Genomic DNA, 15,444 nt, shown 5'->3' with positions numbered 1-15,444 from the left:
AAGCCACAGGGCCAAGCGGCAAATCAGAACAATAAATAAATAGATAGAACCTGTACCAAGTACCAAAAGCCCACAGGTAGCAATGATGATAATAAAGAGAAAGGCGCTGCGTACCCTCGCGGCGATCGCGTTGTCGACCGCGGCATTGGCGCTGGCCAGCTGCGGATTCAAAGATGAGCAGGTGGCACTGAAGCTGGCTCACTCACTGGATCAGCAGCACTCCGTACACCGAGCCATGGTGTATATGGATAAGCGCCTGCGCAAACTGTCCGGCGATACCATGCGGATCGATATCTATTCCGGCGGCCAGCTGGGCAGCGAGCGCGAGCTGATCGAGCTGCTGCAGATCGGTAGCCTGGCCATGACCAAGGTCTCCGCCAGCCCCATGGAGGGCTTCGTGCCGGAGATGAAGGTCTTCAACCTTCCCTACGTATTCCGCGATTCCGAACACTTCTGGAATGTACTGCAGAGCCCCATTGGCAAGGATTTGCTGCTGGCTTGTGAGCGCGCGCGCCTGCGCGGCCTGGGTTACCTGGATGCGGGCAGCCGCTCTTTCTACATGAACGATATCGCCGTGCAGTCCCCGAAAGACCTGAACGGCCAGAAGATCCGTGTTCAGAACAGCCAGACCGCAATCAAGATGGTCAACACCCTGGGCGGCGCCGCTACCCCGGTGAGCTGGGGAGAACTGTACACCGCGCTGCAGCAAGGCGTGGTCAACGGTGCCGAGAACAACCCGCCGAGCTTTTATCTCTCCAAACACTACGAAGTGTCCAAGTACTACACCCTGGACGAGCACACCTACGTGCCCGACCTGCTGCTGATCAGCACCGAGGTGTGGAACAAGCTCACGCCGCTGCAGCAGGAATGGCTGAACAAGGCGGTCGATGAAGCGGTGGCCTACCAGCGCAAGCTGTGGCAGGAATCCACCGAGGAATCCCTGGCTGCGGTGAAGGCCGCCGGTGTGGAAGTGATCTACCCGGACAAGCAGCCCTTCATCGACGCGGTGAAGCCGCTGCACGACAGCTACAAGGGCACCGATGTTGGCGATCTGCTGGATCAGATCAAAGCCGTTAATTAATTCCTGAAGAAAAGCCCACTAAAAAAATAACAGTGGAAGGCAAAGATGATGCAGAAAATTGAAAAGGCCTTGGGCTTTGTGCTCGGTACGCTGCTGGCACTGATGGTGCTGGACGTGACCTGGCAGATCCTCACTCGCTTCCTGCCCATGCAGCCAAGCTCCTACACCGAAGAAGTTGCACGTTATCTGCTGGTGTGGATTGGCTTGCTCGGCGGTGCCTACGCCTATCGTAAAAAATCCCACCTGGGTATCGACTTGTTGAGCAATGCCCTGCACGGTGCCAAGCGCCGCGCGCTGCAGATTTTTGTGGTGCTGGTGTGTTTTGCCTTCGCCGCGCTGGCGATGGTTTACGGCGGTGCCAAGCTGATGCTGCTCACCTTCGAGCTGGAGCAGACCTCCGCGGCACTGAACCTGCCCATGGGTTACGTGTACAGCGTACTGCCGCTTTCCGGTCTGCTGATCTGCCTCTTCTCCATCGATCATCTGATCGAGCTGGTGACGGCGAAAGAAGAGCTGCCCAGCGACTTCGATTCCGAAGTGCATCCCTATACCGATGACGCAGAAGCCTCTTCGGCCGATGCGGAAGCCAAACAAAAACAAAAGCAGCCCGAAGCTGCCGTCGAAGCCTAAGCGAGGAGAGTCATCGTGGAAGTTGCAGTTCTGGTATTGCTGGTCAGTTTTCTGATCCTTCTCGCCCTGAATGTGCCCATTTCCATCAGTATTGGTGCGGCCACCGTGCTCACCATGCTGTGTACCATCGATCTTGATCCGGCCATGATCACCATGGCCCAGCGTATGGCCAGCGGCATCGACAGTTTCGCGCTGCTCGCCATTCCGTTCTTTATTTTCTCGGGTATGTTGATGGGCAGCGGCGGTATCGCCCGGCGCATTATCGACTTCGCCAAGGTGTTGGTGGGTATGCTCCCCGGCGGCCTGGCGTTCGTGAACATCATCAGCTGTACCCTGTTCGGTTCCATTTCCGGCTCCGCCGTGGCGGCCACTTCGGCCATCGGCGGTTTCATGATTCCGTCCATGACCAAGGCGGGTTACGATAAAAACTTCAACACCGCGGTGACCGTGGCATCGTCCACCACCGGCCTGTTGATTCCGCCGAGCAATATTCTCATCGTCTTCTCCCTGGCCTCCGGTGGTGTTTCCATCGCCGCGCTGTTTATCGCCGGTTACCTGCCGGGTCTGTTGCTGGCGCTTGGTCTGATGATGGTGTGCGGGCTGTGGGCGAAAGCCAAAGGCTACCCGGTGGGTGAAAAGCCCACCATGAAAGAAGCGGTGCAGAAAACCGTGGATGCGGTGCCCAGCCTGTTCCTGATCTTTATCGTGATCGGCGGCATCATTAGCGGCTTCTTCACCGCGACCGAAGCCAGTGCCATTGCGGTGCTTTACTCCCTGCTGCTGTCCTGTGTGGTGTACAAGGAGGTGAAGCTGGATCAGCTGCCGGCATTGCTGACCAAGTCCGTTGAGACCACTGCGATTGTGATGTTCCTGATCGCCGCGTCTTCGGCCATGTCCTGGATCATGTCTTACCAGAATATTCCGCAGACCATCAGCCAGGCGCTGATCACCCTCAGTGACAACCCGCTGCTGATCCTGCTGACCATCAACCTGATTCTTCTCGCTGTGGGAGCCTTTATGGATATGACTCCTGCGGTGCTGATCTTTACCCCCATCTTCCTGCCGGTAGTGATGGAGCTGGGTATGTCCCCGCTGCAGTTCGGTATCGTGATGATCCTTAACCTGTGTATCGGCCTGTGTACACCGCCGGTGGGCAGTGTGCTGTTTGTCGGGGCGAGTATTTCCAAAACTTCAATCACAGCGTTGATACGCCCGCTGTTGCCCATGTACCTCATGATGTTCGCGGTACTGGCGCTGGTCACTCTGGTGCCGGCAATCAGCGAGTTCCTGCCGCGCGCGCTGGGATTGATCGAGTAACCTCAGTGGTGAGGTTCTCCTCACCAGTTACTCAATCCAAGTAGGCGGCATTTTGTTTCATTGATTTCCTCGCATCATCATCAGGATGGCATTGCCGGGCTTTTTAGCCCGGCTTTTTTTTGCCTGCCGATACCCAGTGCCCCCGCCGACGACTTGCGACAGTGCACATTTCCCATAAATTGGTCTAACACATTCATGAATGGGCTTTACAGGTGGGAATTGCGTGGTAACCTTATCTTGATGTTTGGTATTGCCAATTTATGAGAATATAGAGCTTTGGCTAAACAAGCCGATTTGGCCAAATATCGGGCGGACCCCGCAGTATCTGCCGCCCACAGCGATGATGATTGGTCCGTTCCTCCCTGCTCGCAGTATCCCCGGGGTTCACTCAGTGACCGATCGTCTTGATCAACAGTAAAAATAACAACGGAAGGTCACATGCAAATCAAGCTGAAGAGAACAGCAGTGCTCGGCGCATTGTTGGGCAGCGTCGCGGCCGCGGATGTCTCCGCTCAGGCCACGGGGTACGCCACGCTTAACGGCGGCACCACTGGTGGTGCCGGCGGAAATGTGGTGTACGCCACCACCGGCACCGAGATTCACGAAGCCCTTTGTAACCGGGCATCCGACGACACCCCCGTCATCATCCACGTCGAAGGCACCATCAATCACGGCAACACCAGCAAGGTGTCCGGCGATAGCTGTAACACCGCCGACGACAAGATTGAAATCAAGGACGTCAGTAATATCTCCATCATCGGTGTTGGCAACGGCGCGCTGTTCGATGAGCTGGGAATTCACCTGCGCAACGCATCCAACATCATTCTGCAGAACTTGCATGTGCGGAACGTGAAAAAATCCGGTTCTCCCACCTCCAACGGTGGTGATGCTATTGGTATGGAAAGTGGCGTTTACAATGTTTGGGCGGATCACCTGACCCTCGAAGCGCAGGGTGGCGAGAGTGATGGTTACGATGCTCTGTTCGATATGAAAGCGGACACAAAATACGTGACCCTTTCTTACAGTATTCTGCGGAATTCTGGTCGCGGTGGTCTCGTTGGTTCCAGCGATGGCGATACCAATAATGGCCCGGTTACCTTCCACCACAATCTCTACCAGAACATTGATTCCCGTACCCCGTTATTACGCGGCGCAACTGCGCATGCCTATAACAATCACTATCTGGGCATCAATAAATCCGGTATGAACCCTCGTATCGGCGGCAAAATAAAAGCAGAAAATAATTACTTCGAGGACTCGAAGGATCCGCTCGGTACTTTCTATACCAATGATATGGGTTACTGGGAAGTCAGTGGCAACATCTGGTCCAATATTACCTGGACTGAAGACGGCGATGACAACCACCCGGCCGGCCCGAATCCGACGTCCACCACCTCCATCAACATTCCATACAGTTATCAACTATGTAATGGCAACCTAGTGCCGCAAGTGGTTGCCTCTACTGCGGGCGCGAACAAGGGGAACCTGGTAGCGGACAGCAGCTGTTCGGTCAGCTCCTCCAGTTCCAGCAGCTCCAGCTCTTCCGGTGGCAGCGGGTCCAGTTCCGGTGGCGGAGATCTGGGGCCAAACCTCGCGTTATCGGGCGACGCCGACGGGTCCAGTAAAGGCGGTGGCAGCAGCTACGGTAACGCTGTGGACGGCGATCTGGGCAGCTACTGGCAACCGAGCTCCACAAGTGGCGAGCGGATCTCGGTGAAGAACTTCGGCGGCGATTTCAATACGGTCGTAATCCGCGAAATCGGTAGCAATGTGCAGAGCTGGCGTCTGGTAAATAACGATAGCGGTGCTGAGCTTGCCTCTGGAAATGGCATTGGTTCCGCGCTGCAGGTTTATGTTGGCGATGTCAGCATGGATAAAGTCAACTTGATGATTGATAGTGCCAGCAGTGCGCCGCAGATTGCCGAGTTTGAAGTCTATAACGCGAGCAGCAGTGGATCCTCTTCCGGTGGCAGCTCGTCTTCCTCCTCCAGTTCCTCTTCCTCGGGTGGATCTTCCGGCGGCTCTTCCAGTTCTTCCGGCGGTGACGGCATAACCCTGAGCGTGGGTACTTCCGGCCATGACGCACAATTGAGCTGGAACACCGGCGGTATCGATGTGCGGAATCAGGAAATCTACCGGGATACCGATCCGGACCCCTCCGGTCGCTTGCGTATTGCTACCAGTGTTCTGGGTAACAGCTACACCGATACCAACCTGGCGGATGGAACTTACTATTACTGGATCAAGGTTACTGACCAGAATCTGGTGGTGTACAACTCCAATGGTGACGATGCAGTAATCAGCACTGCACCGAGCACACTGGTACTGCAGGAATCCGAAGTCGGGTATTGCTCCGTTGATGGTGTGGTGGAATCGGAACACAGTGGTTACACCGGTAGTGGTTATGCCAACACTGATAACGAAACTAGCAAGGGGGTAAACTGGTCTGTGGTGGTGCCGGCTGCGGGAAATTACGCGTTGCAGTGGCGCTACGCTAACGGCGGTAGCGACCGCCCGGGATCTGTGCTGGTGAATAACGGTGCGCAGACTAACGTTAGTCTGCCAGGCACCGGTGCCTGGGGTAACTACGCTGACAGCGGTTCCGTGACCGTGTGGCTGAATGCGGGCTACAACGAAATCCGCCTGCAAGCGACCGGTAGCAGTGGCCTCGCGAATATCGACAGCCTTTCCATTTCTGGTGCCGCCCCGAGTGCAGGCGACTGTAATGGTGGCGGCAGCTCCTCATCCAGTGGTGGCGGCTCCAGCAGTTCTTCTTCAAGCTCTTCTTCCGGTGGCAGCGGTTCCGGCTCCTCCGGTGGTAGCAGTTCTTCGTCGAGTAGCTCCAGTAGCAGCTCAGGCAGTGGTTCTGGTTCCGGATCCGGCGGGTCGTCCTCCGGTGGCATCAGCAACGCGTGCTATACGCTAGCGACTGACCCGAACGTAAACTGGCGCGATTCTTCCGTGCTGGATACCGACCAGAAGATCGTCCAGTGTCTGTATGATACCCTCGGCCGTCCGGTGGGTTACGGTGAAAACGCCATGGGCGGTTACGACCCCAATGGCAACAGCAAGCTGACGGTGATCACCAAGAACAGCAGCGTGCCGGTTGAGCAGCAGATCCTCGATGCCATCACCGGCGACGAGCACAACTGGATCGTGTTCGACAAATTCGATTTCTCCGTTAATAGCGGAGAGGAAACCGAAATCTCCATGCACCGCAACTTCTGTGGCGACTCTTCCGTGCAGTCTGCCATCAACGGCAGCGAAGCCCAGTGTCGCGATTTCCGCAGTTGGTGTTCCAGCAATGGCCTGTCCGGTGACTCCTGTCTGTCAGAGTTCTTCAACGATCGCCTGGACGACAAGGATCTGCCGATCCGCAACGCCAAGATCGGCTCCCTCAAAACCCTCGATGGACGTTTCAGTAACGGCTACTTCCGCTTCAACGGTTTTGCCATCGGTTCCGACAGCAGCGGTCAGCCGGTGGAAACCGAGCAGAGCGTGATCCTGACTCACCTGGATTTCCGCGGTGCCGGTCACGTTGAGGACCACGGCCTCGATCCGGATATGATCCGAAACACTGGTGCGTCCCACGACATCTGGATTCACAAAAACACCTTCGACACCACCGGTGACGCGGCGTTTGATGTGAAAGTGGGTGCCTACGACATCACCATTTCCTTCAACAAACTGATTAATGTGAAGCGCGCATCCCTGCACGGTTCCAGTGACTCTCGGACCATCAACGAGCAGATCACCACCACCATGCACCACAATGCGTTTATCACCACCGACGATCACTACGACAGCCTGGGTAACACCCTGCGTCGTATCCCGCTGATCCGTCGCGGCACCTCGCACATGTTTGATAACTTCTTTATGAACTATCGCAAGGACATCCTGAGTGTGCGTGTAGGGGCGACGGTACTCTGGGAAGACAACACCTTCATGATGAACCGCGACTTCCAGGAAAAGGATGACGTGGTACAGGCGTTGAATGAGCGCGGTGAGCAGCTGGCCCGCGATGTGGACGGTGGAAACTTCCGCAGCGAAGGCAGCAAGGTGTGGTTCTCCGATGCCGCATGTAACCTGGATTCGTCCCTGGTGTATACCATCAGCGACAGCTCCGGTTCCGTATCGGATCTTTCGCAGAACTACTCACAGGCCTCTCGCAATGTGATCGCTGCACAAGGTCGCCCGGCGGGCCAGGCGCAGGCGGATTACATTATTGCTACTGCAGGTAAAGACGGACATATCCCGTTCAACTCTCCGCTGGCCAATGATCAGAATTATGTGATTGGTCTCGGTGGCGCAAGTTGTCAGTGACGGCGCTGATGTAACTCGATCACACAGAACCAAAACCCATCCGCTCTTCAGGGCGGGTGGGTTTTTCTGTGTGCGCCAGGCATGGCGCGTAGCGCCGTGACTGGCGCTGTTCCGGTACGCGTGGTGGTGGCCGGATGACTTGGTGGTGAAAGTCCACTATCGGCCCGGCAAGGGGAACGATTAGCTGAACGGCAAGGGTGTCCACCGCGAGGTGGAATCTGAAGGAAGCCGAAGGCAAAACACTGACCCGACGAACAGAAATCGCATATTAGGCGGTCGCAGCGGGTAAGAAGGCACAATTCTTCAAAGCCCAATACTTGCACGAACACTGCGGACGTAAATGCGGCGGGTATAAGTGTGAAGGTCACGCGCATTACCCTGGGAGGTCTGCCGTCCTGCCAATGGCTACCGATGCTGTGAGGTATCGGGATGGGACGACAGAAGTCAGCAGAAGCCATAGTAGATCTGTCACCGCAGGTTGAAGGGCGGAACATGTTGGAAATTGGAAACCCCGAGTTCTCGATGACGGACGCAAACACCGCAAAACAAGAACAGCTTGTTGCCGACATCTATCCCAGAGGGTGGTACCCGATGGGCAAGCCGTCGGTGGTGCCAGACGTCACGGTGGATGAAGACCCGTTTCCAGAAGAGACCGGTGACCTGATGACGGACGTGGTGGTGCGAGCCAACATGCACGCCGCCTACAAACGGGTCATGCGCAACAAAGGCGCTCCGGGTGTAGACGGTGTAACCGTCGACAAGCTGAAAGCTCAGCTACAGACACATTGGCCAAAGACCAGAGAAGCTTTATTGGCAGGTGATTATCGGCCGCAGACCATCAGGGCGGTGGATATCCCCAAGCCCGATGGCGGAACCAGAACCCTGGGCATCCCCACGGTAATGGATCGGCTGATCCAGCAGGCCATACATCAAGTGCTCAACCCTCTCTACGATCCAGTGTTCTCCGAGCACAGCTACGGCTATCGCCCGGGGCGCAGCGCCGGAGACGCCGTCAGGCAAGCGCGCAAACACATTGCCGCAGGCTGTGGCTGGGTCGTGGATCTGGATCTCGAGAAGTTCTTTGACCGGGTCAATCACGACATCTTGATGTCGCGGCTGGCACGGAGAATCAAGGACAAGCGGCTGCTCAAACTGATCCGCCGTTATCTCGAGGCGGGTATGATGATCGGCGGACTGGAAACCGCTCGCTACCAGGGCATGCCTCAAGGCGGACCTCTCTCTCCATTGCTATCCAATATCCTGCTGGATGAATTGGATCAGGAACTGGAAGCCCGAGGGCACCGCTTCTGTCGTTATGCTGATGACTGCAATATCTACGTCAAAAGCGAACGCGCAGGTAAGAGGGTGCTCGAGTCTGTCAGTCGCTTTCTGTCGCGCCGACTGAAGCTCAAGATAAACCCGAGCAAAAGTGATGTTGCGCGCCCGAGCCGACGTACCTTCTTGGGGTACACCGTGTACGGGAGCAACTCAAACGCGCGGCTAAAGATTGCGCCGAAGTCGATAGTGCGGCTCAAGGGTAACCTGAAAGAGCGGTTCAGGCGTGGAAGAGGGCTAAGCCTGCTGAAGCTGGTGAAGAGCCTTAATCCAGTGCTGCGTGGTTGGATGAACTACTACCGCCACACGCGAGTGACAGGAATCTTGCGAGAACTGGATATCTGGATACGCCGCCACATACGCAAAATCCTATGGCGTCAGTGGAAACGTCCGTCTACCCGGATGCGGATGCTGGTTCGGTTGGGATTAAGTGTGGAGCGTGCGTGGAAAAGCTCAGTGAACGGCCGGGGAGCTTGGTGGAATGCAGGCGCAATGCACCTGCGACATGCACTGCCAAATCGTTTCTTTGCTCGAGCTGGTCTGATGTCCGTGGTTGCTCAGTACCACCGGCTCTTAAGTACAACATGAACCGCCGTATACGGATCCGTACGTACGGTGGTGTGGGAGGACGGCGCGGGTGACCGCGCCTCCTACCCGATTTAGCGGTACAGAGAAGTCAGCTTCAATCAACCAAAGAATGGCGAAAAGGCTACCTTTTTGGACAAGCCAATTCTCAGGTTCCAGGTCGCCATTGCCCCTATTAACCTCCCAATTTGCGGTAAGTGTGAAAACTTACATACCCGTTAATCCGCCAGATTTGCTCAAAAAACATGCGCCATAGCGCCAAATTCTTCCGGTCAGGCAGGTATGTCAATAACTGCAGCGCTTAGTTGGTACAAATGGTTGTATATGCCTAACCAATCTGCTTTCATTGTCTAACCAATAAATATCTGGCTGAGTCTGGGTGGCTACCGCGCACAACAATTCTAACGGCGCGGCATCCGACTGAAGTATCCGGACTCATAAGAATAACGACTAACAATGAGAGAGAAGGGGTGAGCATGAAACCTTTACCTTGGGCAAAGTCCGCACTCGCGCTGTGCATTATGGGGACACTGACCGCCTGTGGCGGCGGTGGTAGCAGTTCTGCAGGGGAGGGCGATATCGCCGACCTGCCTGAACCACCACCCGTGGTTGTTGTACCGCCGGAAGAGAGCGGGATTATCAATACTCCCCTCCCGGTGCTGGAAAATTTCGGTGAATACACCGGTTTCGACCAGAGCGACACCATCGACTTCTTCAGCCGGAACTACAAGGCGCTGGCCACTGCGGATAGCAGTGAGTATGTCGATACACGCCCCGCGTTCTACTACCCCACCTGCTGCTTCTTCGACCAGGATGATCCCAATATGGAGATCACCGTCGACAATAAAGAGCGTCTGGGCATTGTCAGCGATGCAGGCGACGCTTCCCTGCTGATCAGCAACGCGCGTTTCAGTATCGGCCAGACTCTGTCCGATATGGCTGCAGATGGGAAAGACCCCAAGAAAGACTCCACCCCTGGTTCCGATGGCGGCTCCGGCTGGGGCGAACTTGATCTGTCCGAGCCTTACCGCATTTCTTTCTGTGTGTCATCTGCCAGCGGTTCCGGCTCCAAAACCCAGATTTATGTGAACAACAACACCAGCTCCGAAGCCGACTCCATTCACGGCGGCGGGTCCCTGGGCTCGCGAATTTTCGATGTCGAGACCGGCTCTCTGGTTGCTGGTGAGCGTGTGGTGATCAATATTCCTGGAGATACTTACCTGCAGGCCGGCGGCGATGTTGTCGACATCAAGGATGCTGTGATCGGCACCGAAAACTCATTCCTGCAAGTGCGTGTTTCCAGCGGCGGTACCGCAATTATCGATGACCTGCTGATCGAGAAGCAGACCGAAGACGGGCAGGCTGATCTGCCGGCCTGTACCGTATTTGAGCCCGCCGTGGCTCCAGATGCGCCGGAAGCGCCGACCACCTTCGCCACCGACGCGCAGATGGCCGTGAGCTGGGGTTCTGTGCTGGGTGCGGCAAGCTATGATCTGGCTTATGGCACCACCGATGACGTGTCAGCGGCAGAAGTAATGTCTGGCCTGACCGAGACCTCGACCACTCTGACCGAGCTGGATAATGGCACTACCTACTATGTGTGGGTGCGCGGTGTAAACAATGTTGGCCCGAGCGAATGGAGTGCCTCTGCGACCGGAACTCCGGAAGCACCGGTTGGCGACAACTGTACCCCGACCACCTCTGTTGATCCTTCCGCAACCAATGCCATTATCTGGAGTGTTTACGACGGTTGTACTCACCCGGGTGAGCTGGGTGCTGTTGTTATCAACGGTAGCGAGCAGACCAATTTTTCCTTCGGCGATAATGAACTGGAATGGTTCGAGGTGAGCCCGCAGGGAATCATGGAGCTGGATACCCTGGATGGCGACGGCGATACCAAGCCGGTGGGTGACCTGGATGGCATCGTCGCCGATGGCGCCTATCCGAAGCACTTCACTTGGATTGCGCGCATCGATAATGCCAAGGCAGAAAGCCAGGGCGCACGCGGTTTCGAAATCGAGACCCACATTGACGACCGTCGCATGAAGGCGATTCTGCGTCCGGATTCCGGAAAACTTCAGATCGAGAAATTCCTCCCCGGTGAAGAAACCGCAGAGGTGAGCGATCTGGATTTCACCGATGGCTACCACACCTACCAGATCAACTTTATCGTGAATGATCCGGCAGCGGACGCTGACAACATCAATGCGGTTGTTTACCGCGATGGTGTCGAAGTGGGTAACTTCACTGGCCCGGGTCGCTCTGGCGGCTCTGCAAGCCTGTTCCGTATTGGTGAAGGATCCGGTAGTGCCTTCCATGCCAATCTTGACTGGCTGGTTTGGAGTGACAATGCGGCGGCGGCAGTCGCGGCGGATCAGCTGGTTGGCGAACTGCCTGGCGGAATCGGTGAGCTGGATGTGTACGCCGGTGCCGATGCTTCCGCTGCATTCGAAGAGAACTTCAACGGTGTCGGTCTGGTTGAGGACTCCGATACCGAGGACACCAACTTTTTCGACGCGGCCTATCGTGCCCAGTCTGGCGACGACAGCAAGCCGATGTTCAACGTCACCAGTGGCAGCTCTCGGATCACTGTTGCCGGCGGCACCCTCGCGCTGCACAACGCACGCTTCTCCATTGGTGATGCCCTGCACGGTACCGATACGGCGGACACTGATACCGCAGGCCGCGGTGACCTGGACCCTAGCAAACCTTACGTAATCAGCTTCGACGTGGTGGAAAACCCCAACGTGTCACTGGATAGCGGTAAGTGCCAGGTGTATGTGGATAACAACACCTCCAGTTCCGGCAAGTCCATGCACGGTGGTGACTCTAAAGTGTTTGAAGCCTACGCGGCGGTAATGGCCGACGGCGAACAACCTATCGGCACCGTCACCATTACCAGCGACCCTGATGCACATATCGGTACAGCCAACTCCTTCCTGCAAATTCGCTGCGACAGCGGAACGGAAGACAAAGCTGTTGTCATCGATAACTTCAAGGTGAGCTACCAGTAATCCAACAGGGGAACTCGCGGGTCGCAGGTTTGATGCGGCCCGCGATAAAAAACATCGAACGGCCTGACCGTAAAAGTTGGCAGGCCGCATAAATCCGATGGGAGAGTCAAAATGACTTATAAAAAACAGATTCTCGCCGTGGCCATCGCCATGGCAGCTTCCACCAGCCTGATGGCTCAAGAAGCAAATCAGCAAGCGGAAGAAAAGAAAGCGGAAGAGTCCTCGGATTTTTCTATTGAAGAAGTCTATGTAGAAGGCGTTAAAAGCGCGGAACTCAATGCCCGTCAGGCAGAGCGCGACAAGAACGTATTCAGTTCCGTAATTACCCAGGATGATTCCGGTAACTTCGCCGACCAGAACGTGGCGGAATCCCTGCAGCGCCTGCCGGGTATTACCCTGCAGAGCTCCGAGGGTGAAGGTAAATTCATCAACCTGCGTGGTCTCGGCCCGGGCTTCGTATCCGTACAGATGAACGGCTCCGAAATGGCGAACAGTGGTGGCGGTGCAGCGGATAGCGAGAGCCGTGGCTTCTCTCTGGACGCACTGCCCGCGGACGTTCTGCAGTCGATTGAAGTTCTGAAATCCCTGACCCCGGATATGGATCTGAACTCCATTGGCGGTAGCGTAAACGTCACCACCATTTCTGCGTTGGATCGCGGTGAAGACACCATCAAGCTACGCGCACAGGGCGCGTTTCAGGAGCAGAGCGGCGAGTCCTCGCCCAAGCTTACGTTACAGGGCACCAATATCTTCGCCGATGAAACCATTGGTTTCAGTTACTCCCTGTCTTACGAGAACCGTGTGACGGAAGGTTACGAGTCCCGCGCGCACGATGCCAGTCTGCCGCGTTACATCACTTTGGATGGCGCTGACAGCCCGATGCTGATTCCGTTTGAACTGCAGAATCGTCAGGAAAATGCCGAGCGTGAGCGTATCGCAGGTATTTTCGATCTGGAGTACCGTCCAAACGACAACAGCAACTACTACGCGCGCTTCAGTAATACAGTCTTCACTGACGAGGATACCGCGCTGCGCGAATACTACCGTTGGGGGCAGGCCAGCGATAGTGAGGTGGTCTATCTGGATCCGGCCAACAATGTGTTTGGCACCGGCGGTATGGATCTGCAGCAGCAGTTCTTTATCCAGGAATCGGAGAGCGACACCAAGGTGTTCTCCCTGGGTGGTGAAAATCTGTTTGGTAACAACTGGACGCTGGATTATGAACTGTCCCACTCCAACGCCACCCAGGATTCCCCGGACGGCCGCCGGGTACAGTTCCGCGCGCGCAAGCTGAGTGCGCTTGGTGCCACCGGCGAGGACTACCTGAACGGCCAGATCGTACACCCGGATCAGCTGAGTGATCTAATCGGTGGTGGTGATGTGCCGGACGTTGGTGGTTTCGGTCCGTCTGGCTACCAGTATGGTGAAACCGTGCAGCCCTACATGCTGTACGACAACCTCTTTATGGAAGAAAGCTTCCGTGAAGATACCATCGACCAGGCCATGGCCAACCTGCGCAAAGATTTTGACCTGGGGCCGGTGAATTACATCAAGACCGGGTTCCGCATCAAAAACCGCGAGCGCAATCGCGACAAGAACCGCGTGAGTATTGTTCCCAACGACAAGCGCGTGGCTGGTTGTGCCGGTAATGAGGTCTGCCTCGAAAATGCGGGTGCGCGCCTCGGCGACTTCGAAACCTTCATGCCGGACAACCCTCTGTTCGACCACGCGTTTATTACCGCAGCGGAGGCCGAGCGCCTGATTGCCGCCACGCGGCAGATCGGTGACAGCTATGACCCACAACAGCGCGAGCTGGAAAGTACCCGCAATGACTACGAGATCACCGAAGATACTGCAGCGGCCTACATCATGAGTGAGTTCCAGGTAACGGAAACCGGGGCGCTGATTGCCGGTGTACGTTATGAGAAAACCGATTTCAATTCCACCGGTTACCTCTCTATCCGCAACGACCGCGAAGAGAGTGCCGATCAGCTGGAATCTTTCGATATCGCGGTACCGCTGGACGATACCGCCAACGCCTACGACGGCTTCTTCCCCAGCCTGTATTACCGCGACGAACTGCGTGAAGACCTGTTACTGCGTGCATCCATCTGGACCTCGTTCACCCGTCCGTCCTTCGACGAAGCGCGCGCTTACGCGCAGGTTCGCGATCGGGTGATTTTCTGTAACTACGATGCGGCAGCCAACCTGGGTGACGACAACTGTTCTGACCGCCCGGCGGATCTGCAGGGTGAAATCGCCGATGCCGACTTCACCGATGCGTACAAATCCCAGAACATGACAATGTCCGCGGATAACGTGCTGGAGATCGGCAACCCGAAGCTGGATGCGATGACCGCGACTAACTTCGACGTGTCATTGGGCTGGTACGCCAGTGAAAACCTGTTTATTCAGGGCGCAGCGTTCTACAAGCAGATTGATGATTTCATCGTTGAAGTTGCCGGTGCCAACCTGAATCTGTCAGACCTGCCGTATACCCTGCCGGTGGATCACGTCACTATGTTCAACATCCCATCCGACCTGCAGCTGACCAACGCCCAGACTTACCTGAATGGTGACAGAGCAGAGGTTTACGGCCTGGAAGTGACCTACAACCAGTACTTTGTTGAAGGTCTGCTGGCAAACTTCTTCATCCAGTCCAACTTCACTCTGCTGCACTCCGAGGCAGACGTGGGTGACTCCGTGCGCGCAGAAAGCATCCGCATGCCGGAGCAGGCGGACGTTACCGTCAACACCACGCTGGGTTGGGAGAACAATGACTTCTCCGTGCGTTTCATCACCAACTACCGCAGTGAGATCCTCAAGCGCATCGGTTCCTGTACCGCTGACGATATTGCTGCGGACGCGGCTCTGGGCTATTCCCAGAACTGCGCCGCCTGGTCTGATGTGTATCAGGATGCCGGGGTGACTTACGACATCAAGGCCACCTACAACGTCAACGACAACATGAAGTTGTACCTCGATGCGGTGAATATCACCGACGAGAGCAACATCCAGTACTTTGAAGGCAACGAGTTCTCGAACGGACACATGATGTTCCTGAGCGAGACTTACGGCCCCACCTACCAGCTGGGTGTAAACGTGCAGTTCTAAAGATCCCCTCAATCAATTTGCCATTCTTGCCCCGCTTGCGGGGCT

Annotated in this window: 7 protein-coding genes; all 7 read left to right on the top strand. The window is 56.0% G+C overall.

Annotated elements, in window-relative coordinates:
* The first annotated feature begins 82 nt into the window (after nucleotides 1–82).
* Nucleotides 83–1,081 carry a TRAP transporter substrate-binding protein gene (locus LRR79_RS01345; RefSeq protein ID WP_407665224.1) on the top strand — a complete coding sequence of 333 codons (999 nt, stop codon included), beginning with the start codon at nucleotides 83–85 and terminating at the stop codon, nucleotides 1,079–1,081.
* Nucleotides 1,082–1,129: 48 nt separating this feature from the next.
* Nucleotides 1,130–1,711, top strand: coding sequence for a TRAP transporter small permease (locus tag LRR79_RS01340; protein WP_407665235.1), 582 nt, complete (start codon nucleotides 1,130–1,132; stop codon nucleotides 1,709–1,711).
* 15 nt (nucleotides 1,712–1,726) lie between these two features.
* Complete coding sequence (locus tag LRR79_RS01335) at nucleotides 1,727–3,028, top strand: TRAP transporter large permease (RefSeq protein WP_231758646.1); 1,302 nt, start codon at nucleotides 1,727–1,729, stop codon at nucleotides 3,026–3,028.
* A gap of 438 nt (nucleotides 3,029–3,466) precedes the next feature.
* A complete protein-coding gene (locus LRR79_RS01330) occupies nucleotides 3,467–7,351 on the top strand; it encodes a pectate lyase family protein (RefSeq protein WP_231758645.1) in 3,885 nt (1,294 codons plus the stop codon).
* Nucleotides 7,352–7,780: 429 nt separating this feature from the next.
* The gene (gene ltrA / locus LRR79_RS01325; protein WP_231758644.1) at nucleotides 7,781–9,274 is read left to right on the top strand and encodes a group II intron reverse transcriptase/maturase; all 1,494 of its coding nucleotides are present in this window, start codon (nucleotides 7,781–7,783) and stop codon (nucleotides 9,272–9,274) included.
* A gap of 473 nt (nucleotides 9,275–9,747) precedes the next feature.
* Nucleotides 9,748–12,285, top strand: coding sequence for a fibronectin type III domain-containing protein (locus LRR79_RS01320; RefSeq protein WP_231758643.1), 2,538 nt, complete (start codon nucleotides 9,748–9,750; stop codon nucleotides 12,283–12,285).
* A gap of 111 nt (nucleotides 12,286–12,396) precedes the next feature.
* The gene (locus tag LRR79_RS01315; protein ID WP_231758642.1) at nucleotides 12,397–15,399 is read left to right on the top strand and encodes a TonB-dependent receptor; all 3,003 of its coding nucleotides are present in this window, start codon (nucleotides 12,397–12,399) and stop codon (nucleotides 15,397–15,399) included.
* Nucleotides 15,400–15,444: the final 45 nt, after the last annotated feature.

The organism is Microbulbifer elongatus (assembly GCF_021165935.1).
Lineage (GTDB): Bacteria > Pseudomonadota > Gammaproteobacteria > Pseudomonadales > Cellvibrionaceae > Microbulbifer > Microbulbifer elongatus.
Note: the sequence above shows the minus strand (reverse complement) of the source record. Positions and strands in the feature narration are given on the sequence as shown.

Coding starts and splice junctions, on each gene's coding strand:
- LRR79_RS01345 (WP_407665224.1), top strand. CDS start 83: ATGATGATAATAAAGAGAAAGGCGCTGCGTACCCTCGCGGCGATCGCG.
- LRR79_RS01340 (WP_407665235.1), top strand. CDS start 1,130: ATGCAGAAAATTGAAAAGGCCTTGGGCTTTGTGCTCGGTACGCTGCTG.
- LRR79_RS01330 (WP_231758645.1), top strand. CDS start 3,467: ATGCAAATCAAGCTGAAGAGAACAGCAGTGCTCGGCGCATTGTTGGGC.
- ltrA (WP_231758644.1), top strand. CDS start 7,781: ATGGGACGACAGAAGTCAGCAGAAGCCATAGTAGATCTGTCACCGCAG.
- LRR79_RS01320 (WP_231758643.1), top strand. CDS start 9,748: ATGAAACCTTTACCTTGGGCAAAGTCCGCACTCGCGCTGTGCATTATG.
- LRR79_RS01315 (WP_231758642.1), top strand. CDS start 12,397: ATGACTTATAAAAAACAGATTCTCGCCGTGGCCATCGCCATGGCAGCT.